Annotated in this window: 18 protein-coding genes; 6 read left to right on the top strand and 12 right to left on the bottom strand. The window is 65.6% G+C overall.

Annotated features, from left to right (window positions below; translation table 11 throughout):
- Positions 1-33 precede the first annotated feature (33 nt).
- From PVZ77_RS00300 to PVZ77_RS00250, 11 genes are all read right to left on the bottom strand, one after another.
- Positions 34-1161: a multifunctional CCA tRNA nucleotidyl transferase/2'3'-cyclic phosphodiesterase/2'nucleotidase/phosphatase gene (locus PVZ77_RS00300; protein ID WP_273805768.1), complete on the bottom strand. Its 1128-nt coding sequence runs from the start codon at positions 1159-1161 to the stop codon at positions 34-36.
- Positions 1162-1213: 52 nt separating this feature from the next.
- The gene (locus PVZ77_RS00295) at positions 1214-2755 is read right to left on the bottom strand and encodes a SpoVR family protein (protein ID WP_273805769.1); all 1542 of its coding nucleotides are present in this window, start codon (positions 2753-2755) and stop codon (positions 1214-1216) included.
- Positions 2752-4023: a YeaH/YhbH family protein gene (locus tag PVZ77_RS00290; protein WP_273805770.1), complete on the bottom strand. Its 1272-nt coding sequence runs from the start codon at positions 4021-4023 to the stop codon at positions 2752-2754. The genes PVZ77_RS00295 and PVZ77_RS00290 overlap by 4 nt, the downstream gene beginning before the upstream one ends.
- Before the next feature lie 76 nt (positions 4024-4099).
- A complete protein-coding gene (locus PVZ77_RS00285; RefSeq protein ID WP_133861950.1) occupies positions 4100-6022 on the bottom strand; it encodes a PrkA family serine protein kinase in 1923 nt (640 codons plus the stop codon).
- Between the two features lie 360 nt (positions 6023-6382).
- Positions 6383-6712, bottom strand: a complete 330-nt coding sequence (gene glpE / locus PVZ77_RS00280; protein ID WP_133861949.1) for a thiosulfate sulfurtransferase GlpE — start codon at positions 6710-6712, stop codon at positions 6383-6385.
- Positions 6709-7530: a symmetrical bis(5'-nucleosyl)-tetraphosphatase gene (locus tag PVZ77_RS00275; protein WP_273805771.1), complete on the bottom strand. Its 822-nt coding sequence runs from the start codon at positions 7528-7530 to the stop codon at positions 6709-6711. Before PVZ77_RS00275 ends, glpE begins: the two co-directional genes overlap by 4 nt.
- A gap of 8 nt (positions 7531-7538) precedes the next feature.
- Entirely contained in the window at positions 7539-7925 is a 387-nt protein-coding gene (gene apaG / locus PVZ77_RS00270) for a Co2+/Mg2+ efflux protein ApaG (protein ID WP_187980506.1), read from the bottom strand.
- A 34-nt stretch (positions 7926-7959) separates the two neighbouring features.
- Positions 7960-8751 (bottom strand): 16S rRNA (adenine(1518)-N(6)/adenine(1519)-N(6))-dimethyltransferase RsmA, encoded by a 792-nt coding sequence (gene rsmA, locus PVZ77_RS00265; RefSeq protein ID WP_017640354.1) that lies wholly within the window; start codon positions 8749-8751, stop codon positions 7960-7962.
- A gap of 231 nt (positions 8752-8982) precedes the next feature.
- The gene (gene pdxA, locus PVZ77_RS00260; protein WP_273805772.1) at positions 8983-9978 is read right to left on the bottom strand and encodes a 4-hydroxythreonine-4-phosphate dehydrogenase PdxA; all 996 of its coding nucleotides are present in this window, start codon (positions 9976-9978) and stop codon (positions 8983-8985) included.
- Positions 9979-10028: 50 nt separating this feature from the next.
- Entirely contained in the window at positions 10029-11324 is a 1296-nt protein-coding gene (locus tag PVZ77_RS00255) for a peptidylprolyl isomerase (protein WP_273805822.1), read from the bottom strand.
- Entirely contained in the window at positions 11305-14109 is a 2805-nt protein-coding gene (locus tag PVZ77_RS00250; protein WP_273805773.1) for an LPS-assembly protein LptD, read from the bottom strand. Before PVZ77_RS00250 ends, PVZ77_RS00255 begins: the two co-directional genes overlap by 20 nt.
- 119 nt (positions 14110-14228) lie before the next feature.
- Between PVZ77_RS00250 and PVZ77_RS00245 the strand changes: the two genes are divergently transcribed.
- Genes PVZ77_RS00245 through PVZ77_RS00235 form a run of 3 tightly spaced genes read left to right on the top strand, consistent with a single transcriptional unit; the run spans position 14229 to position 16674 of the window.
- Entirely contained in the window at positions 14229-15251 is a 1023-nt protein-coding gene (locus tag PVZ77_RS00245) for an aminoglycoside phosphotransferase family protein (RefSeq protein WP_273805774.1), read from the top strand.
- Positions 15248-15913 (top strand): N-acetylmuramate alpha-1-phosphate uridylyltransferase MurU, encoded by a 666-nt coding sequence (gene murU / locus PVZ77_RS00240; RefSeq protein WP_273805775.1) that lies wholly within the window; start codon positions 15248-15250, stop codon positions 15911-15913. The genes PVZ77_RS00245 and murU overlap by 4 nt, the downstream gene beginning before the upstream one ends.
- Positions 15910-16674 (top strand): DnaJ domain-containing protein, encoded by a 765-nt coding sequence (locus PVZ77_RS00235; RefSeq protein ID WP_273805776.1) that lies wholly within the window; start codon positions 15910-15912, stop codon positions 16672-16674. Before murU ends, PVZ77_RS00235 begins: the two co-directional genes overlap by 4 nt.
- Here the strand turns inward: PVZ77_RS00235 and PVZ77_RS00230 are convergent.
- On the bottom strand, positions 16649-17659 hold the full coding sequence (locus PVZ77_RS00230; RefSeq protein WP_273805777.1) for a DUF3530 family protein: 1011 nt from the start codon (positions 17657-17659) through the stop codon (positions 16649-16651). The genes PVZ77_RS00235 and PVZ77_RS00230 overlap by 26 nt on opposite strands.
- Positions 17660-17797: 138 nt before the next feature.
- Between PVZ77_RS00230 and rpe the strand changes: the two genes are divergently transcribed.
- The 3 genes from rpe to trpE all read left to right on the top strand — a co-directional run bounded on the left by rpe (position 17798) and on the right by trpE (position 20873).
- Positions 17798-18475: a ribulose-phosphate 3-epimerase gene (gene rpe, locus PVZ77_RS00225; RefSeq protein WP_273805778.1), complete on the top strand. Its 678-nt coding sequence runs from the start codon at positions 17798-17800 to the stop codon at positions 18473-18475.
- On the top strand, positions 18472-19152 hold the full coding sequence (locus PVZ77_RS00220) for a phosphoglycolate phosphatase (protein ID WP_310045588.1): 681 nt from the start codon (positions 18472-18474) through the stop codon (positions 19150-19152). The genes rpe and PVZ77_RS00220 overlap by 4 nt, the downstream gene beginning before the upstream one ends.
- 242 nt (positions 19153-19394) lie before the next feature.
- Positions 19395-20873 carry an anthranilate synthase component I gene (gene trpE, locus PVZ77_RS00215; protein WP_273805779.1) on the top strand — a complete coding sequence of 493 codons (1479 nt, stop codon included), beginning with the start codon at positions 19395-19397 and terminating at the stop codon, positions 20871-20873.
- The last annotated feature ends 2 nt before the right edge of the window (positions 20874-20875 follow it).

Here is a 20875-nt window from a genome sequence, read left to right as displayed (position 1 = left end):
GAGCTGTTGGGCTTCGCTGTGCTCAGCGCCAATCTACGAAAGCTGGGCCAGGGCGTCGATGCGTGCCTGCTTGAGGGCCTCGCCCAGGGCCGCACCCTTGAAGCCCCGGGCGACCAGGGGTTGGACCTCGACTCCACGCAACACCTCGGCCGCTCGATGCAGCAAGGCCAGCGGTGGCTCGCCCTGGTCGGTCCTGACCGCTGCCGCGCAGGCGCAGGCCTGGAGGAATTCCTCGAAGCGCGCCGGACGGCGTAGCACATCGAAACCCTGCAAGAGCTCAAACCAGGCTTCCGGTGTCAGCTGCCGGGCCTGCAGGGCCGTGGGCCAATGACGTGCTAGCAGCAATGCTAGCTCGGCCGGGTCACGCGGGACCTTGAGGCGCGCGTTGATGGCCGCATGCTTCCCTTCCGGCACGTCCAGCAACAGGCAGGCCCAGCGTACGTTCAGCGAGGCCTGGACCTCGGCGCTCTGGCGCAGGGTGGCATAGACCCGAGCGCCCGGTTCGGGCTGCTCGTCAGCGAACCCGGCAGCCACCTCCGGCAGCAGCGCAGTCAGGGCGCCGCAGTCGTGCAGCACCCGAATGAAGACATCGGGCCGCTCTTCGAGCAGGGCGCGCGAGATTTCCTTCCACAACCGCTCGGCGGTCAGGGCATCCAGCTCGCCGCTGGCGACCATCTCCTGCATCAGCAGCAGCGTTTCGGGCGCCACCTGGAAACCCAGGCTGCAATAGCGGGCGGCGAAACGGGCGACGCGTAGCACGCGCAACGGATCTTCGGCGAAGGCGGGCGAGACGTGGCGCAACAGGCGCGCCTGAAGATCCGCGCGCCCGCCATAGGGGTCGATGACCTGGCCATCGTCGTCTTCGGCCATGGCATTGACGGTCAGGTCGCGACGGATCAGATCCTGCTCCAGAGTGACGTCGGGTGCGGCGTGAAAGGTGAAGCCACCATAGCCGCGCCCGCTCTTGCGTTCGGTACGGGCGAGGGCGTATTCCTCGCCGGTACGGGGATGCAGGAACACCGGGAAGTCGGCGCCCACGGGACGATAACCCTGGGCAGCGAGGGCTTCGGCAGTGGCGCCCACCACGACCCAGTCGACTTCGGTCACCGGTCGGCCGAGCAGGCGATCGCGCACGGCGCCGCCCACCTTGTAGATTTGCATAGAAAAAGACCTCCTTGCGGAGGTCTAGGATAGCCCGAAAGCCCGACTCGGCTCAGATCGGCGAAGCCAGATCCAGGCGTCGGTCATGGTCGCGGCTCTCGTGGCGGGGCGGAACCTGGAAGCTGTGGGTGACATCTTCGCCCCTCATGCTTTCCAGACGAATGTCGAACCCCCAGAGCCGGTGCAGGTGCTTGAGCACCTCGTCCGTGGAGTTGCCCAGCGGCTTGCGGTCATGCTGGAAATGGCGAAGGGTGAGCGAACGATCACCACGCCGGTCCACGTTCCAGATCTGCACATTGGGTTCGCGATTGCCCAGGTTGTACTGGGCGGCGAGTTGCTCGCGGATCAGACGATAACCGCCGTCGTCGTGGATGGCCGCCACCTCCAGTTCGTCGCGCTGATCGTCATCGAGGATGCTGAACAGCTTGAGGTCGCGGATCACCTTGGGCGAGAGGTACTGCAGGATGAAGCTTTCGTCCTTGAAGCTCTTCATGGCGAAGGTGACGGTGGCCAGCCAGTCGCTGCCGGCGATGTCGGGGAACCAGCGGCGGTCTTCCTCCGTAGGGTCCTCGCAGATGCGGCGGATGTCGCGGAACATGGCGAAGCCCAGGGTGTAGGGGTTGATGCCGCTGTAGTAGGGGCTGTCGAAGCCCGGCTGGTAGATCACCCCGGCGTGGGATTGCAGGAATTCGAACATGAAGCCTTCGGTGACCAGGCCCTCGTCGTAGAGATCGTTGAGCAGGGTGTAGTGCCAGAAGGTGGCCCAGCCTTCGTTCATCACCTGGGTCTGGCGCTGGGGATAGAAGTACTGGGCGATCTTGCGCACGATGCGGATCACCTCGCGCTGCCAGGGCTCCAGCAGCGGCGCGTGCTTTTCCACGAAATAGAGGATGTTTTCCTGGGGTTCGCTGGGGAAGCGCGCCCCTTCGTCATGCAACTCCTTGCCGGCCATCTTGGGAATGGTCCGCCAGAGGTCGTTGACCTGGCGCTGCAACTGCTCTTCGCGCTCCTTCTGCCGCTGGCGTTCCTCGGCGGCGGAAATGGGGTAGGGCCGCTTGTAGCGATCCACCCCGTAGTTCATCAGCGCATGGCAGGAATCCAGCAGCTCTTCCACGGCATCGATGCCATGGCGCTCCTCGCACTGGGTGATGTACTGCTTGGCGAACACCAGGTAGTCGATGATGGAGCTGGCATCGGTCCAGGTGCGGAATAGGTAGTTGCCCTTGAAGAAGCTGTTGTGACCGTAGCAGGCATGGGCGATCACCAGCGCCTGCATGGTCATAGTGTTCTCTTCCATGAGATAGGCGATGCAGGGATCGGAGTTGATCACGATCTCGTAGGCCAATCCCATCTGGCCGCGGCTGTAGTGCTTCTCGGTGTGCAGGAAGTGTTTGCCGTAGGACCAGTGGTTGTAGCCGATGGGCATGCCGACGGAGGCATAGGCATCCATCATCTGCTCGGCGGTGATCACCTCGATCTGGTTGGGGTAGGTATCCAGCGCATAGCGCTTGGCGATCCGGGCGATCTCCCGGTCGTAGGTCTGGATCAGCTCGAAGGTCCATTCCGAGCCGGTGGAAATGGGCTCACGTTTCATGACACGAGTCTCCGCTGAAACAGTTCGCGGAACACGGGATAGATATCCCCCGCCGAGACGATCTGCTGCTGCGAGAAGGAATCCGGGAAGGCGCCGCGGACGTTCTCGTATTCGTACCACAGCGCCTGGTGCTCGCGCGGGGTGATCTCCACATAGGTGTAATACTGCATGAACGGCAGGATCTGCTTGGTCAGGATCTCCCGGCAGATGGGCGAGTCATCGTTCCAGTTGTCGCCGTCGGAGGCCTGGGCGGCATAGAGATTCCACTCGTTGACCGGATAGCGCTCGGCCATGACCTCCTGCATCAGCTTGAGGGCGCTGGAGACGATGGTGCCGCCGGTCTCCCGGGAGTAGAAGAACTCTTCCTCGTCCACTTCCTTGGCGCTGGTGTGGTGCCGGATGAACACCACCTCGATGCGCTCGTAGTTCCGCTTGAGAAACAGGTAGAGCAGGATGTAGAAACGCTTGGCGATGTCCTTGGTGGCCTGGGTCATGGACCCGGAGACGTCCATCAGGCAGAACATCACCGCCTTGGAGCTGGGGCTGGGCTGCTTTGACAGCAGGTTGTACTTGAGGTCGAAGGTGTCGAGGAAAGGCACCTTGTCGATGCGCGCGCGCAGCCGCTCGATCTCGGCTTCCAGCGCCTGGATGTCGCCCAGGTTGTCGGGCTCTTCCACCCGCAGCCGCGCCAGCTCCGCCCTGGCTTCGCGCAGCTTGCTGCGACTGCCGCCGGAGAGGGCGATGCGCCGCGCATGGGAGGCGCGCAGGGTGCGGATGATGTTGATGCGGGCGGGATTACCCTCGTTGCTGATGCCGGCACGGACCGTCTTGAAGGTGTCGGTACCGGTCAGCTGCTTCTTGACCAGGTTGGGCAGCTCCAGGTCCTCGAACATGAAGTCGAGGAATTCGTCCTGGGTGATCTGGAAGGCGAATTCGTCCATGCCTTCGCCACTGTTGCTGGCCTTGCCCTGGCCCTGACCACCGCCACCCCCCTGGGGGCGCGGGATGCGTTCGCCGCTGATGAATTCCTTGTTGCCCGGGTGGACGATGGTCTGGCGCCCGCCCTTGCCTTGGTACAGCGCGGGCTCGTCGATGTCGCGGGCAGGAATGCTGATCTGCTCGCCGTGTTCCATGTCGGTGATGGAGCGCCGACTCACGGCTTCCTCGACCGCCTTCTTGATGTGCTCACGATAACGCCGCAGGAAACGCGTGCGGTTCACCGTGCTCTTGTTCTTGCCGTTTAGACGCCGGTCGATGACATAGCTCATACAGGCCCTCCGGGCTATTGCAGGACACCGCGACGACGCGGCTGGCGCGTCGTCGCGGGTTCAGCCTCAGGCTGCCTTACTGCGACTTGCGTACCCGTGAATACCACTCGGACAGCAGTCGTACCTGCTTCTCGGTGTACCCGCGCTCCACCATGCGGGTCACGAAGTCGCTGTGCTTCTGCTGGTCTTCCTTGCTGGCCTTGGCATTGAAGCTAATGACCGGCAGGAGCTCCTCGGTGTTGGAGAACATCTTCTTCTCGATCACCGCGCGCAGCTTCTCGTAGGACAGCCAGCTCGGATTCTTACCGTTATTGTTGGCACGGGCGCGCAACACGAAGTTGACGATCTCGTTGCGGAAATCCTTTGGATTGCTGATGCCCGCCGGTTTCTCGATCTTCTCCAGTTCCTCGTTGAGCGAGGCACGGTTGAGGATCTCGCCGGTTTCCGGATCGCGGTATTCCTGATCCTGGATCCAGAAGTCCGCGTAGAGCACGTAGCGGTCGAAGATGTTCTGGCCGTATTCGCTGTAGGACTCGAGGTAGGCGGTCTGGATCTCCTTGCCGATGAATTCCACGTAGCGCGGCGCCAGGTATTCCTTGATGAATCTCATGTAGCGCTCGCGGGTCTCGGCCGGAAACTGCTCGGCTTCGATCTGCTGTTCCAGCACATAGAGCAGGTGCACCGGGTTGGCCGCGATCTCGTTGGCGTCGAAGTTGAACACCCGCGAGAGGATCTTGAAGGCGAAGCGGGTGGAGAGCCCGTTCATGCCCTCGTCGACGCCGGCGCTGTCGCGGTATTCCTGGATCGACTTGGCCTTGGGATCGGTATCCTTGAGGTTTTCGCCGTCGTAGACGCGCATCTTCGAATAGATGTTGGAGTTTTCCGGTTCCTTGAGGCGCGACAGCACCGAGAACTGGGCCAGCATCTTCAGGGTGTCCGGCGCGCAATGGGCGTTGGCCAGGGAGCTGTTGACCAGCAGCTTGTCGTAGATGTGGATCTCGTCGGAGACGCGCAGGCAGTAGGGCACCTTGACGATGTAGATCCGGTCGATGAAGGCTTCGTTGTTCTTGTTGTTGCGGAAGGTGTGCCACTCGGATTCGTTGGAGTGGGCCAGAATGATGCCGCTGTAGGGCAGGGCGCCGAGGCCCTCGGTGCTGTTGTAGTTGCCTTCCTGGGTCGCGGTCAGCAGGGGGTGGAGGACCTTGATCGGGGCCTTGAACATCTCCACGAATTCCATCAGGCCCTGGTTCGCGCGGCACAGGGCGCCGGAGTAGCTGTAGGCATCCGCATCGTTCTGCGGGTACTCCTCCAGCTTGCGGATGTCCACCTTGCCCACCAGGGCGGAGATGTCCTGGTTGTTCTCGTCGCCCGGCTCGGTCTTGGCGATGGCGATCTGGTTGAGGATGGAGGGGTAGAGCTTGACCACCCGGAACTTGCTGATGTCGCCGCCGAATTCCTGCAGCCGCTTGGCCGCCCAGGGCGACATGATGCTGCGCAGGTAGTGGCGGGGAATGCCGTAGTCCTCTTCGAGGATCTGGCCGTCCTCGTCGGGATTGAACAGCCCCAGGGGCGATTCGAACACCGGCGAGCCCTTGATGGCGTAGAAGGGGACCTTCTCGATCAGGTGCTTGAGTTTTTCCGCGAGGGACGACTTGCCGCCACCCACCGGGCCGAGCAGATAGAGGATCTGCTTCTTTTCTTCCAGGCCCTGCGCCGCATGGCGGAAGTAGGACACGATCTGCTCGATGCAGTCCTCCATGCCATGGAAGTCGGCAAAGGCGGGGTAGCGGCGGATGACCTTGTTGGAAAAGATGCGGGACAGGCGTGAATCACTGGTGGTGTCCACCAGTTCGGGTTCGCCGATGGCCATGAGCATGCGCTCGGCGGCACTGGCAAAGGCGGTACGATCCTTCTTGCAGATCTCAAGGTATTCCTGAAGGGAATACTCTTCCTGGCGAGTCGCTTCAAAACGCCCCTGGAAGTGACTGAAAATGCTCATGACGTCTCCTCGCTGGATACCCTGGACCAGCTTGGAATCGATGCCTGGAGCCTTGCCTTGCTGCCGGTGGGGAGCGGTCATGCCGGGCGACGAAAGATAACGTCTCTAATACCTTCGTTGTCGTCTTGCCTAATCGATCCGCCTGCAGAAGTAGGGTTGGGTTTCGAGAGACGCACGAAGGAGACCGATGGAAACGGTCCCCCTGGAATTCCCCCGAATCTCCAGTGGTTACACCGATGGTCCAAAGCCGGTTATCGAACCCGCCGTTTCCGGAGGGCCTGATTCCAGAATAGTCCTATCTGCGAGATGTGGAAGAGCCAATTCGGTTTATTCTTGTAACCACAACGTCAAGCCGTTGTGTTAAACGGCCTCGCCACTTTCGGTCTGCTCGGGATAGCGGGTGCGCCAGTTTTCGAAGCCGCCGTCGACGCTGTAGACCTGGCTGAAGCCCTGGCCGGCCAGAAAGGCCGCCGCGCTCTGGCTGGAGTGGCCGTGGTAGCAGAACACCAGCAGCGGTGCGTCGAGATCGGCGGCGGCGATGAAGTCGTGGATGTTCTGGTTGTCGAGGCGCTGGGCGCCGGCGACGTGCAGGGTGGCGTAGCTGTGCGGATCGCGGATGTCGACGATCCGCGCACCCTCGCTGCGCAGTTCCAGCGCCCGTTCGGGGGAGATACAGGTGAATTCGCTCATTTCTTCTCCTTGCAACTGCAGAGATGACGGCGGTTGCCGTCGACGTCGAGCAGGGTCATGTCGCCGCCCCAGACGCAGCCGCTGTCGAGCGCCTCGACATTGGGCGCCGCGCAGCGACCCTTGAGCGCGGCCCAGTGGCCGAACAGGATGCGCACGTCGCGGGTCAGCCGATGATCGTGGCTGAACCAGGGGGCGAAACCGGCCGGCGCGCTGTCCAGGCCTTCCTTGCTCTTGAATTCCAGACGACCTTCCGGGCTGCAGAATCTCATGCGCGTCAGGTAGTTGGTGATCAGGCGCAGGCGCTCCTGGCCCTGCAGCTCATCTTGCCAGAGCGCCGGCTCGTTGCCATACATCTGCTCGAGAAAGGGCACATGGGCCTGGTCATCGCGCAACACGGCTTCCACTTCGCCAGCCAGGCTCATGGCCTGGGCCAGCGTCCATTGCGGCGGCAGACCGGCGTGGACCAGTACGCAGTTGCGCCTGGCATCGTGCTGAATCAGCGGCAGGTGGCGCAGCCAATGCAGCAACTCGTCGCGGTCGGGCGCGGCGAGGATGTCGCTCAGGGTGTCCTGTTTCTTCAGCCTGGCGCCACCGAAGGCCACCGCCAGCAGGTGCAGGTCGTGATTGCCCAGGACGCTGACCAGCGAATCGCGCATCCCGTACAGGTATCTCAGGGTTTCCAGGGACTGAGGTCCGCGGTTGACCAGATCACCCACCAGCCAGAGGCGGTCCTGCGCGGGATCGAAGCGGACCTCGTCGAGGAGGCATTTGAGCGGGTCGAGGCAACCTTGCAGGTCGCCAACGGCGTACAACGTCATCGGGACTCCTAGTGCAGCGAGCCGGGTACGGCCAGGCGGAAGGTGGGGATGGTGGCCTCGAAGGTATGGCCATCGCTGGCGACCATCTGGTAGCTGCCCCTCATGCTGCCCACCTGGGTTGGCATCAGGGTGCCGCTGGAATAGCTGTGGGTTTCGCCCGGCGCGATCAGCGGCTGCTCGCCCACCACGCCTGGGCCGCGCACTTCCTGCGCCTCGCCATTGCCGTCGGTGATGATCCAGTGGCGGCTGAGCAGCTGCGCCGGCAGCCGGCCGTCATTGCGGATGCTCACGTCGTAGGCGAAGGCGTAGCGCTCCTGGCTGGCGCTGGATTGTTCGGGCAGGTAGCGGGTGGTGACCTGCACGGTGATGAGGTAGCGCGGATCGGGCTCGGTCACGAAAGGATTCTCGGCAGATACGGATGGAAGGGCTTCAGCTGGACGCCAGCTGGTTGGCCAGGCGCACATAGGCGGCCAGGTCCAACTGCTCCGGACGCAGCCCCGGGTCGACGTCGGCGGCTTCGATGGCGGCGCTGTCCAGGGTGCCCTTGAGGGTGTTCCTGAGGGTCTTGCGCCGCTGGCCGAAGGCCTCGCGGACGACGCGCTCGAGCAGCACCGGATCGCGCGCCACATGGGGGCGCTCGGTGTGGGGCACCAGGCGCACGATGGCCGAATCCACCTTGGGCGGCGGATTGAAGGCGCCCGGACCGACGTTGAACAGATGCTCCACGCGACAGTGGTACTGCACCATGATCGACAGCCGACCCCAGTCGCCATTGCCGGGCACCGCGGCCAGGCGTTCCACCACTTCCTTCTGCAGCATGAAGTGCATGTCGGCGATGATGTCGGCGAAGCTGAGCAGATGGAAGATCAGCGGTGTGGAGATGTTGTAGGGCAGGTTGCCCACTACCCGCAGCCGATCGCCAGCGGCGATGCTGGAGAGGTCGTACTTCATGGCGTCACCCTGATGCAGGGTGAACAGCGGATTGAGGCCGAACTTGAGTCGGAGCAGGGGAATCAGGTCCTGGTCCAGCTCGATGACGTCGAGCCGGGCGCCACTGCCGAGCAGGCCTTCGGTCAGGGCGCCCTGGCCCGGCCCGATTTCCAGCAGGCGCTCGCCGGGTCGCCCGTGGATGGCGCGCAGGATGCGGTGGATCACCCCGGCGTCGTGCAGGAAGTTCTGGCCGAACCTCTTGCGGGCGCGGTGTTGGTAGAGCTCGGTCATCAGGTGCTCCGGCGCAGGCAGCGGGCCTGCGATTTCAAGACGGCAAAGACCCACCAGTTTAGCAGACCCTTTACCGTCACCGGAGCGCTTAGAGCCTGTTCATAACCTGCTGCGCGTCGGCCAAACTGCGTTGAAAAGACCTGCGGAGTGCTCATTTACCATGCGTAAACTCCGCTTCCCCAGGGCTTTTCGCCTCGTTTGGCTCTCGCTCGCGAGGTTATGAATAGCCGCTTAGGTCACCGAACGGCGATGGGCCGCCATGCTGTAGGCAGTCTCCAGGGCGACCTTCAGACTGCCGGTATCGATGCGCCCGCTGCCGGCCAGGTCGAGGGCCGTGCCATGATCGACCGAGGTGCGGATGATCGGCAGGCCCAGGGTCACGTTGACCGCGGCGCCGAAACCCTTGTGCTTGAGCACCGGCAGGCCCTGGTCGTGGTACATGGCCAGGACCGCGTCGCAGTGCTCGAGGTGCTTGGGCGTGAAGAGGGTGTCGGCGGGCAGCGGCCCGATGAGGTCGAGGCCTTCGGCACGCAGGCTGTCCAGCGCCGGCTCGATGATCTCGATCTCTTCACGGCCCAGGTGACCGCCTTCGCCGGCGTGGGGATTGAGACCGCAGACCAGGATGCGCGGCCGGGCCACACCGAAGTAGCGCTGCAGATCGCCATGCAGGATGCGGGTCACGTCCAGCAGGGTCTGGCGATCGATGGCATCGGCCACCTCGCGCAGTGGCAGATGGGTGGTGACCAGGGCCACTCTCAGGCCGGCGGTCGCCAGCAGCATCACCACCTGGGAAGTGTGGGTCAGCTCGGCGAGAAATTCGGTGTGGCCGGAAAAGGCCACGCCACCGTCGTTGATCACGCCCTTGTGCACCGGCGCGGTGATCATTCCGGCAAAGGTGTCGTCGAGACAGCCCTGGCCGGCGCGGGTCAGGGTGTCCAGGACATAGGCGGCATTGGCGGTATCGAGCTGGCCGGTCACCACCGGGGCACCCAGCGGGGTATCCCAGACATAGAGCGCACCGGCGGGTGCCGGGCGGTCGGGCCAGGCCGCGGGAGCGACCTCGATGAGGTCGATGGCGAGTCCCAGCTCGATCGCGCGAGCGGCCAGGAGGTCACGGCTGGCGATGGCGATCAGGGCGTGGGGCTGGGCCACGCGGGCCAGCAGCAGGCAGAGGTCGGGACCGATGCCGGCGGGCTCACCGGGGGTCAGGGCGAAGCGCAGGGCCATGGCGGGCTCCGGAAACAGGAAGGCCGCAGGGGGTGCCTGCGGCCTTGCGGTTACTGCTTGATCTCGACGTAGGCTTCGTCGCGGATCTGGCGCAACCAGGTCTGCAGTTCCTGGTCGTACTTGCGGCTACGCAGGAGATTCAATGCCTGCTGCTCGCGCGCCTGCTGGGTGTTGTCGGTGGCCCGACGGCCCAGGACTTCCAGGATGTGCCAGCCGAAGGCGGTGCGGAACGGCTGCGACAGCTGGTTGACCGGCGAGTTGTTCATCACCTCGCGGAATTCCGGGACCAGGGATTCCGGATTGATCCAGCCCAGGTCGCCGCCATTGAGTGCCGAGCCCGGGTCTTCCGAGAAGCTCTTGGCCAGGGTGGCGAAGCTCTCGCCGTTCTGGATGCGCTCGCGCAGGCGCGCGGCGAGGCGCTGGGTTTCGGCATCGCTGCGCACGGCATTGGGCTTGAGCAGGATGTGCCGGACGTGCACCTCGTCGACGATACTGGCCTCGCCGCCGCGCTTCTCCTCCACCTTGAGGATCACGAAGCCGCCGGGTACGCGCACCGGCTGGGTGATGCCGCCGACGCCGACGCTGCCGATCAGGCGGTCGAAGGGCGGGGGCAGCTGGGCGGCCTTGCGCCAGCCGATCTCGCCGCCGTCGAGGGCGTTGTCACCGGCCGAGCGGGCGATGGCCAGCTGGTTGAAGTCGGCGCCCTGGCGCAGCTGGTTGTAGGTGTCCTGGGCCTGGCGCGCGGCGGCGTCGAGACCGGCGGTGCCGGCGTTGTCCGCCACCGGGATCAGGATGTTGGCCAGGCGATACTCTTCGGACAGCTGCAGCTTGCCCAGGTCCGAGGCGAGGAAGTTCTGCACCTCCTGCTGGGTGACCTGCACGCGCTGACCGACCTGACGCTGACGCACCCGGCTGATCATCATCTCGCGGCGGACCTGCTCGCGGGCGGCGTCGTAGGAGAGACCGTCGCGGGCCAGGGCCTGGCGGAAGTCGGCCACGCTCAGGCCATTGCGCTGAGCGATGGTGGCCACGGCCTGGTTGAGTTCCTCGTCGGAGATCTTCACGCCCATGCGCCCGGCCAGCTGCATCTGGATGTCTTCCAGGATCAGCCGTTCGAGCACCTGCTGGCGCAGCTCGCTTTCCGGCGGCGCCGCGGCACCGCGGCGGGTGATGTTCTGCTTGACCTCGTTGAGTCGCTGATCGAGCTGGCTCTGCATGACCACGTCGTTGTCGACGATGGCCACGACCTTATCCAGCGGAACCACGGCAGCCTGAGCCAGAGGGGAGAGAGCGAGCGCCGCGCCCAGGGCGAGCGGGCGCAGGGCGTTACATAGCTTGGTCTTCACGTTCACGATAGCCTTGAATGCCTCTGTCCAGGAAGCCTTCGGTCTTGCCGCCGAAGACGTTGCCAAGTCCCTTGAGCACGATCTGCAGGAAGATCCCGCGATCGGCTTCGGAACTCTGGGCGGTGTAGAAGACGTCGTCTTCGCTCTTGAGCCAGTAGCGGCTGATCAGGCGCAGCTTCCAGCAGCAGTTGTCGTATTCGAAGCCACCGAAGGCTTCGAGGGTACGGCTCTTGTTGTAGTCGAACTGCCAGCGGGCAATCGCGGACCACTGGGGCACGATCGGCCAGATGAAGGAGATGTCATGCTGGTCGACCTTGTAGTCGTCGCTGTTGTAGGTGAAGCGGCCGAAGTTCGGATCGAACACCCGGACGTTGTCACGATAGCGATAGCCGACGTTGAGGATCTTGCCCGGCTCGGCTTCCGGCTGGTAGTGGAACATGACGCTGCCGGAGTCCGTCTGGTGCAGGGTCGGATCCCAGTTGAATTCGCCGTTCACGCGCCAGTCGCGGTTGAAGCGATACATGCCGGCCAGGGCATAGGGCGAGCGCGAGGTGGTGGCCTGGGGATTGTCGATGTTCTGCCCCAGGCTGCGGGCGTAGGCCAGGTCGTCCTTGGTCAGGCCGGGCAGCTGCACTTCGCGGTCGCGGAAGTAGAACAGCTGGCCGAAGCTCACGTTGGCGCGCTCGAAGCCGTTGGGCTCGATGAAGCGGCTGGTGGCACCCAGGGCCAGCTGGTTGGCGTCGCCGATGCGGTCGCGACCGGTGAAGCGGTTGTCGCGCCACAGCGAGCTGTAGCTGAAGGTGTATTCGCCAGTATCGAACACCGGCAGATCGTCCTGGTCGCGGTTGGGTACGTAGAGGTACTTGGCGCGGGGTTCCAGGGTCTGCTTGCCGCCTTCGCCGAACAGATTCGAGGTGCGGTCGAAGTAGAGGCCGCTGTCGAGGCTGAAGATCGGCACCGAGCGGGTCGGGCTGTCGTTGAAGCTGGTCACGCTGGAACCGGCCGCGGCACGACGGCTACCGCCGACCAGCGGCGAGTTCAGGTCGTTCTGGCCGGTGCTGTCCAGATCCAGGTCGTAGCGGGTGTAGGCATAGCGCAGCGACGGCGTCAGGAAGCCCCAGGACGCGGTCATCGGACGGGCAATGCCCGGCTCGACGTGGTAGCGATTGCCTTCGGCGCGGGTCAGGCCGAACAGGTTGACGTCCGGACGGTTGCGCACGTTGGTGCGGTTGCCGTTGTCGTCCAGGTCGAAGTAGGTGTTGTCGTCGAAGCTGCGGGTGAAGCGCACCGCCTCGGTATCGTAGGTGAAGTCCAGGCCGCCCGGGTTGTAGGGCAGGGCGCCGCTCAAGGTCAGCTGCGGCAGGCGGTTGTAGGGCGTCACGTCGGAGACGGTAGCCAGCTGATAGGCCTGGGCGTTGAGGCCGGCGACGAAGGTGTCGCCACGGTAGGTCAGGCGACCCTGCTGGTTGACGTAGGTCGGCTTGTTGATGCCGAGGTCGGTGTCCAGGTCCTGGAAGTAGTAGGGGTCGCTGATGCGGGTGTAGTCCACCTCGGCCATCAGGCGCGAATCGAGGCCGCTGCGATTCTTCCAGCCGTACAGCCAGCGGTTGTCGGTGGCTTCCGGTTCGCCCTCGTGCTCCGGGTCGGTGTCCTTGAGGTAGGAGCCGTAGACCTCGCCTTCGCTGCTGCGGGTCAGGTAGCGGAAGTCGCCCTCGGTCTGCAGGCCGTGCTTGGCCATGTAGCGCGGATAGAGGGTGGCGTCGTAGTTGGGCGCCAGGTTGAAGTAGTAGGGCGTGGTGATCGCGAAGCCGGTGTCGCTGGAGGTACTGATCGAGGGCGCCAGGAAACCGGACTGCCGACGGTCGTCGATCGGGAAATAGATGAACGGCGTATAGAGGACCGGGATGTCCTTGACCCGCAGCGTGGCGTTGGTCGCGTAGCCGAGGCCTGTGGCCGGGTTCAGGGTGACGGTGTTGCCCTTGACCTGCCAGGCGTTGCTGCCCGGTTCGCAGGTGGTGTAGGTACCATCCTTGAGGCGGATGATGGCGTCGTCGCCGCGCTTGGCGTAGAGCGCGCTGCCGCGGGCGCGGCTCTGGTGCATGACGAATTCGGCGTTGTCGACCTGGACCTGGCCGTTGTCCAGCTGCAGATCGGCCTTGTCGCCGACCATCAGCAGGCCGTTGTCGCGGAATTTGACGTTGCCCTTGAGTTCGCCGCGGTTTTCCAGCTGATGCAGGTTGGCTTCCTGGGATTCCACCTGCATGCCGCCCTGGCGCAGCACCACGTCACCGGCCAGGGTGGCGACCTGCTGCTCCTGCTCGTAGCGCGAGGCCTTGGCGGAGATGTAGGTCGGGGCCTTGGCGGTCGGGGTGTCGTCGTACATGCCCGGACGCTGCGGCTCGACATAGGCACCACTGCAATAGGGACCGGTCTCGGCCAACTGGGCCGGGGTCAACTGGTCGCGCGGGACCCAGTCCAGGTGACTGTAGTCGGCGCTGCGGGACTTCAGGGCGCGGCCCTTGCTCTCGGTCACCAGCACGGCAGCGTCGCCCTTGCGCGCGGCAGGTTCGGCGGCGACACCCTGAGTTTCGCCCTTGCTGGGACGGGGTGGGATGGCCGCGGTCGGTGCCTGGGTATTGCACGACCAGCCACCGCCGGCTCCGGCGCTACAGCTGAACTGCTCGGCGGGGGCGGCGATAAGGGCGGTGACGGGCTGCATGGCGAGCAGGCTGCCGGTTACCAAGAGGGGAAATTTTCTGCGAAACGCGGGGGTTTTCACGGCCATCCTTAAAGTCGTCCTGCACGCCGGCCATTAAGGGGCCGCGGCCTCTCGATGGGCTCAAAAAGATAGCGGATAATAAAACATGACCTGCGCATCGGCTAGGGCCGAGGGATCCGCTGTAAATGACTGAAGATGTTCGCTTAAACCAGATAGAAGACTGGCTGACCACCGTTTTACCGGAAATTTTCCGGGAGCAGGCCTGGGGCGAGGTGCCCAAGGGTAGCCTGACCGCGGCCAGCAGCGATGCCAGCTTTCGCCGTTATTTCCGCTGGGCGGGCGAGGGCCGCAGCCTGATCGTGATGGATGCGCCGCCGCCGCAGGAGGACTGCCGTCCGTTCGTCCGGGTGGCCGCGCTGCTGGCTGAAGCCGGGGTCCATGTCCCGCGCATCCTGGCCCAGGATCTGGAGCGGGGATTCCTGCTGCTGAGCGATCTCGGCACCCTGACCTACCTGGAGGTGATCAATGCGGCCAATGCCGGCGATTATTTCCAGGCGGCCATCGAGGCCTTGCTGGCTTTCCAGGACAAGCAACCGACGAACGGCAGCCTGCCGCTCTACGACAGGGCTCTGCTCGCCCGCGAGCTGAGCCTGTTTCCGGAGTGGTACGTGGGTCGCGAACTGGACACGACCTTCAGCGCCAGTCAGCTCGAACGCTGGCAGGCCGTCTGCGACCGGCTGATCGACAGCGCCCTGGCGCAACCCCAGGTGCTGGTGCACCGGGACTTCATGCCGCGCAACCTGATGCTCAGCACGCCCAATCCGGGCGTGCTGGACTTCCAGGATGCGGTCATCGGACCGGTGACCTATGACATCACCAGCCTGTTCAAGGATGCCTTCCTCAGCTGGCCCGAGCCGCTGGTGCAGCGCTGGCTGCTGGGCTACTGGGAGCAGGCACGGGCCGCCGGCATCCCGGTGCAGGCCGACTTCGCCGATTTCCAGCGCGCCTCGGATCTGATGGGCGTGCAGCGCCACCTCAAGGTGATGGGCATCTTCGCCCGCATCTGGCATCGCGATGGCAAGCCGCGCTACGTCGCCGACACCCCGCGCTTCCTTGCCTACATCCGCACCGTGGTGGCGCGGCGATCGGAGCTGGCTGACTTGGGCGCGCTGCTGGACGAGCTGCACGCTGAGCGAGCCGACGCATGAAGGCCATGATCCTGGCAGCGGGCAAGGGCGAGCGGATGCGACCGCTGACGCTGAGCCTGCCCAAGCCGCTGATCGAGGTGAACGGCCGGCCGCTGATCGAGCATCACATCCGGGCGCTGGCGGCGGCAGGCATTACCGAGCTGGTGATCAATCACGCCTGGCTGGGCGCCCAGCTGGAAGCCGCCCTGGGCGATGGCAGCCAATTAGGGGTCACCATCCGCTTCTCTGCCGAAGGTGAGCCGCTGGAGACCGGGGGCGGGATCTTTCGCGCGTTGCCGCTGCTGGGCAGTGCGCCCTTCGTACTGGTCAACGGCGATATCCGCACCGATTTCGCCTTCGGCACCCTGGCCCTGCCAGCCGGTTGCCTGGCACACCTGGTGCTGGTCGACAATCCGCTGCATCACCCGGGCGGCGACTTCGGTCTGGTGGACGGGCGGATCACCCTGGATGCCCCGGAAAAGCTCACCTACAGCGGCATCGCCGTGCTGCATCCGCAGCTGTTCGCCGAGCGCACCGCCGGGGCCTTCAAGCTGGTGGACGTGTTGCGCCCCGCCATTGCCGCCGGACAGGTCTCGGGCCAGCGGCTGGACGGTCGCTGGGTGGACGTAGGCACCCTGGAGCGCCTGGCGGAAGCGGAGCGGCTGTTCGGGACGGCTTCTTGAAAGTCTGGTTCTGGCCGCTGACGGTGCTGGGCTTTTTGGCCGGCTGGGCCGTGGCCAGCATTCCCGGCGCGCTGCTGGTGGCGCTGCTCGCCCATGCCGGTGAGCGCCAGCTGGGGCTGACTTCCCTCGCGGGCTGGAAGGCACGCTGGCAGGGGCGCCCCGGGCGCTTCGAACATCAGGCGCAATTCCAGATGCTCGGTCGCCTGGCCAAGCGCGGCGGCCGGGTGCTGACGGCCCACATCCGCCAGGCCGAAGGTGAGATCGAGCGCCTGGGGCTGGGCGCCGACGACCGCAAGAAAGCCATCGCCGCCTTCGAGCAGGGCAAGGGCGGCACCCTGCCGTCGACGACCGACCTGCAGCGTCTCAGCGAGCGCAGCGAGAGCATCCTGCGCGCCTGCTGGCGAATGGTCTGGATCAGCGGCAGCGTGCGCCCCGGGGATCGCGACGAGATCCTCGGCTGGGGGCAGGCGATGGGCCTGGCCGAAGCCCAGGTGCTGGCCCTGCAGCCGCCGGTGCAGGCGGCGCCGCGCCAGCCTAGCGGCGAGGAGAAGTATCGCAAGGCGCTGCAATTGCTCGGCGTTACCGATGACGCCGACGCCGCCACGGTCAAGCAGGCCTATCGGCGGCTGCTCTCCCGCCACCACCCCGACAAGAAGGCCGGTGCCGGGGCAGGCCAGTCGGCGGTCTATGCCGCTGCCCAGCGTACCGCCGAGCTGCATGCCGCCTACCAGGTGATCAAGAGGCGGCGGGGCTTCCGCTAGCGGCCGGTGGCAGGCGATCCAGCCAGGCGCGCAGCCGGCGGACGGTCTGCTCCTGCTCCGCGGCGCGGTCGCCGGGAATCACCGGCAGGTCGATCTGCCGATAGCTCTTGTTGGCCTTTTGCGCCGCGCGCTCCTTGCGCCGTTGGGCGGCCGGTCCGGGTGCATGGACCAGGTCGGCGATCTGCAGATCGGTCTTGCCCATGGTGGCGTCCAGCCGCGGCGGCAGCCCCTGGGGCTCGCGACCGTCGATGAGCACCAGTTGCCTGACCTCGGCCGGTTCCTTTTCCGCCAGATAGCGCGCGGCCCAATAGGCGCCGGTGCCGTGGCCAACCAGTACGATGGGGTTGGCGCCCTGTTGCAGTGCCAGGTCGATGCCAGCGGCGATGCGGGCCAGCACCTGGGTGGCCTGGGCATTGGCCGCGGCTTCGGGATCGACCGGCGCGACCGCCGCCTGGGCCGGTTCGCCGCTGCCGGCTTCGGCCTGGGTCGGGGCGGCGGGCGCCGTGCCGCTGCCACCGGTTACCGGCGGTGCCGTCTGCTCGCTGTTGGCCTGGGCGTCGGTGTCCGCCGGGGCGGTATCGCGTTCGATCGCCACCACCGGGTCATAGGGGTCGGGCAGGCTCAGACTGATGGTCTGCCAGCCAAAGGTGGGCAACTGCTGGCGCACGGGCGCCACGACATTGGGCCAGTCGGCCGATTCGCCGTCGCCCGGCACCAGCACCACCGTCCCGCTGGCCTTGGCCCGGGCGGCGGGCACCAGCAGGGCAAGAAAGGACTCGTCGCCGGCCTGCAGGGTCTTCTGCTGCTCGGCGGGCAACTGCCGCATCAGCGCCTGCTGCTGCTCCTGACTGCGCGTCAACGCTGGCGCCAGGGCGGCGGGAGCCGCAGGCGGTTCCGGCGCCGGGGTGGGCGCTTCTTCGGCACGCACCGGGGCGGCGAGGCCGAGCAGGAGGAGGCAGAGCGGCAGCAGGGCGGGCGACGACATCGACGGGAATCCTCGACAGGGGCACGGTTGACCCTGGCGAGCCTACCGCCGTTCGCCCCGTCGGGGCAGCGGGAACGCCCGAGCCGCAGACGGATCTCCGTTACAATGCCGCTCCTCAACCTTCGCCGAGGCTATCCCATGCAACCCTTCGCCATCGCCCCTTCGATCCTGTCCGCCGATTTCGCCCGCCTGGGCGAGGAAGTCGACAAGGTCCTCGCCGCCGGTGCCGACATGGTCCATTTCGACGTGATGGACAACCACTATGTGCCCAACCTCACCATCGGTCCCATGGTCTGCAAGGCGCTGCGCAACTACGGGGTGACCGCGCCCATCGACGTGCACCTGATGGTCAAGCCGGTGGATCGCATCATCGGCGACTTCATCGAAGCCGGCGCCACCGACATCACCTTCCACCCCGAGGCTTCCGAGCACATCGATCGCTCGCTGCAGCTGATCAAGGATGGCGGCTGCCGGGCCGGCCTGGTGTTCAATCCGGCCACCTCGCTGGACGTGCTCAAGTACGTGATGGACAAGGTCGACATGGTGCTGCTGATGAGCGTCAACCCCGGCTTCGGCGGCCAGAAATTCATTCCCGGCACCCTGGACAAGTTGCGCGAGGCGCGCGCCCTGATCGATGCCTCCGGCCGGCCGATCCGGCTGGAGATCGATGGCGGGGTCAACGTCAAGAACATTGGCGAGATCGCCCGCGCGGGTGCCGACACCTTCGTCGCCGGCTCGGCCATCTTCGGCCAGGCGGACTACGCCGCGGTGATCCAGGCGATGCGCGCCGAGCTGGCCAAGGCCCGCTCGGTATGAGCGCCCTGGTACGGCTCGGCGGCGGGCATCCGCCCGCCCTGGTGATGTTCGACCTCGACGGCACGCTGCTGGATTCCGCGCCCGATCTCGCCGTGGCAGTGGACGCCATGCTCGAACGCCTGGACCGCGCGCCGGCGGGGCTGGACAAGGTGCGGCTGTGGATCGGCAACGGCGCCCGGGTGCTGGTGCGCCGCGCGCTGGCCGATGACATGCAGCACGACGCCGTGGACGAGGCCGCCGCCGACCAGGCGCTGGCGCTGTTCATGGAGCTCTATGGCGGCAGCCACGCCCTGACCCGCGTCTATCCGGGGGTGCTGGACAGCCTGGCGTTGCTGCGCACCCTGGGCGTGCGGCTGGCGGTGATCACCAACAAGCCGGAGCGCTTCGTCGCGCCGCTCTTGGCCGACATGGGCCTGGGCGATTTCGACTGGATCGTCGGCGGGGATACCCTGCCGCAGCAGAAGCCCGATCCTGCCGGATTGCTCCATGTGCTGGCGCAGGCCAATGTGCCCGCCAAGCGCGCGCTGTTCATCGGCGATTCGCGCAACGACATCCGCGCCGCCCGCGCCGCCGGGGTGCGCTGCGTGGCCCTGAGCTATGGCTACAACCATGGCGAGCCCATCGCCAACGAGCAGCCGGATCTGGTCGTCGACGATCTGCGCGAGCTGTTCATCTAGCACACCGAGGTGGCCGGCCGGTTGCCATGCCGCGCCGGCTAGGCTAACGTGACCCTTCAACCCCCGCCTCAAGAGCAAGAGATCGCATCGTGGTGGTCACCCGCACAGGCTCCTCGCGAGCATGGATGAAAGTCATCAAGGCCCTGGCCCGTTGGCGCTGGCGCGCCTGATTTCGTCCTGGCCGGTATCTGACCGGCGCGCTGTGCACCCGACCTTTCGTTTTCCTCGCCACGAGGCTGATCATGACCCGCGACGATTTCCTGCGCCTGGCCGCTCAAGGCTATAACCGCATTCCCCTGGCCTTCGAGACCCTGGCCGACTTCGATACCCCCCTGTCCATCTACCTGAAGCTGGCCGACGGCCCCAATTCCTATCTCTTGGAATCGGTGCAGGGCGGCGAGAAATGGGGGCGTTACTCCATCATCGGTCTGCCGTGCAGCCGTGTCCTGCGCGTTCATGGTCATCGCGTGGTGGTCAGCGATGCCGGTCGCGAGGTCGAGGTGATCGAGCACTGCGACGATCCCCTGGCCTTCGTCGAAGCCTTCAAGGCGCGCTATCGCGTGCCGACGCTGGATGGCCTGCCACGCTTCAACGGTGGCCTGGTGGGCTACTTCGGCTACGACAGCGTGCGCTACGTGGAGCGGCGCCTGGCGGCCTGCCCCAATCCCGATCCGCTGGGTACGCCCGACATCCTGCTGATGGTGTCCGATGCCGTGGTGGTGTTCGACAACCTGGCGGGCAAGATCCACGCGATCGTACTGGCCGATCCGGACGAGGCCGACGCCTTCGACGCCGCCCAGGCGCGCTTGGCCGACATCCTCGACCGCCTGCGCCAGCCCATCGTGCCGCGCCGCGGCCTGGATCTCGCCGCCCCGGCCGGTCCGGAGCCGAGCTTTCGTTCCAGCTTCAGTCGCGAGGATTTCGAAGGCGCGGTGCAGCGTATCAAGGACTACATCCTGGCCGGCGACTGCATGCAGGTGGTGCCCTCGCAGCGCATGTCCATCGCCTTCCAGGCGGCGCCCATCGATCTCTATCGGGCACTGCGCTGCTTCAACCCCACGCCCTACATGTATTTCTTCAACTTCGGCGACTTCCATGTGGTGGGCAGTTCGCCCGAGGTTCTGGTGCGGGTGGAGGACGGCGAGATCACCGTGCGCCCCATCGCCGGGACCCGTCCGCGCGGCGCCACCGAAGAAGCCGATCTGGCCTTGGAGCGCGATCTGCTGGCCGATGCCAAGGAGCTGGCCGAGCACCTGATGCTGATCGACTTGGGCCGCAACGACGTGGGCCGGGTCTCCACCACCGGCAGCGTGACCCTGACCGAGAAGATGGTCATCGAGCGCTATTCCAACGTGATGCACATCGTCAGCAACGTCACCGGTCGGCTCAAGCCCGAGCTCTCCGCCATGGACGCCCTGCGCGCCATCCTGCCGGCCGGGACCCTGTCCGGGGCGCCGAAGATCCGCGCCATGGAGATCATCGACGAACTGGAGCCGGTCAAGCGGGGCATCTACGGCGGCGCCGTGGGCTACCTCGCCTGGAACGGCAACATGGACACCGCCATCGCCATCCGCACCGCGGTGATCAAGGACGGCGAACTGCACGTGCAGGCCGGGGCAGGGATCGTCGCCGACTCGGTACCGGCGCTGGAGTGGGAGGAGACCCTCAACAAGCGTCGCGCCATGTTCCGCGCCGTCACCCTTGCCGAACAGTCCGTCTGAGG

It is taken from the genome of Pseudomonas sp. SHLD1, from assembly GCF_028640935.1.
Taxonomy (GTDB): Bacteria; Pseudomonadota; Gammaproteobacteria; order Pseudomonadales; family Pseudomonadaceae; genus Chryseomonas; species Chryseomonas aestiva.
Note: the sequence above shows the minus strand (reverse complement) of the source record. Positions and strands in the feature narration are given on the sequence as shown.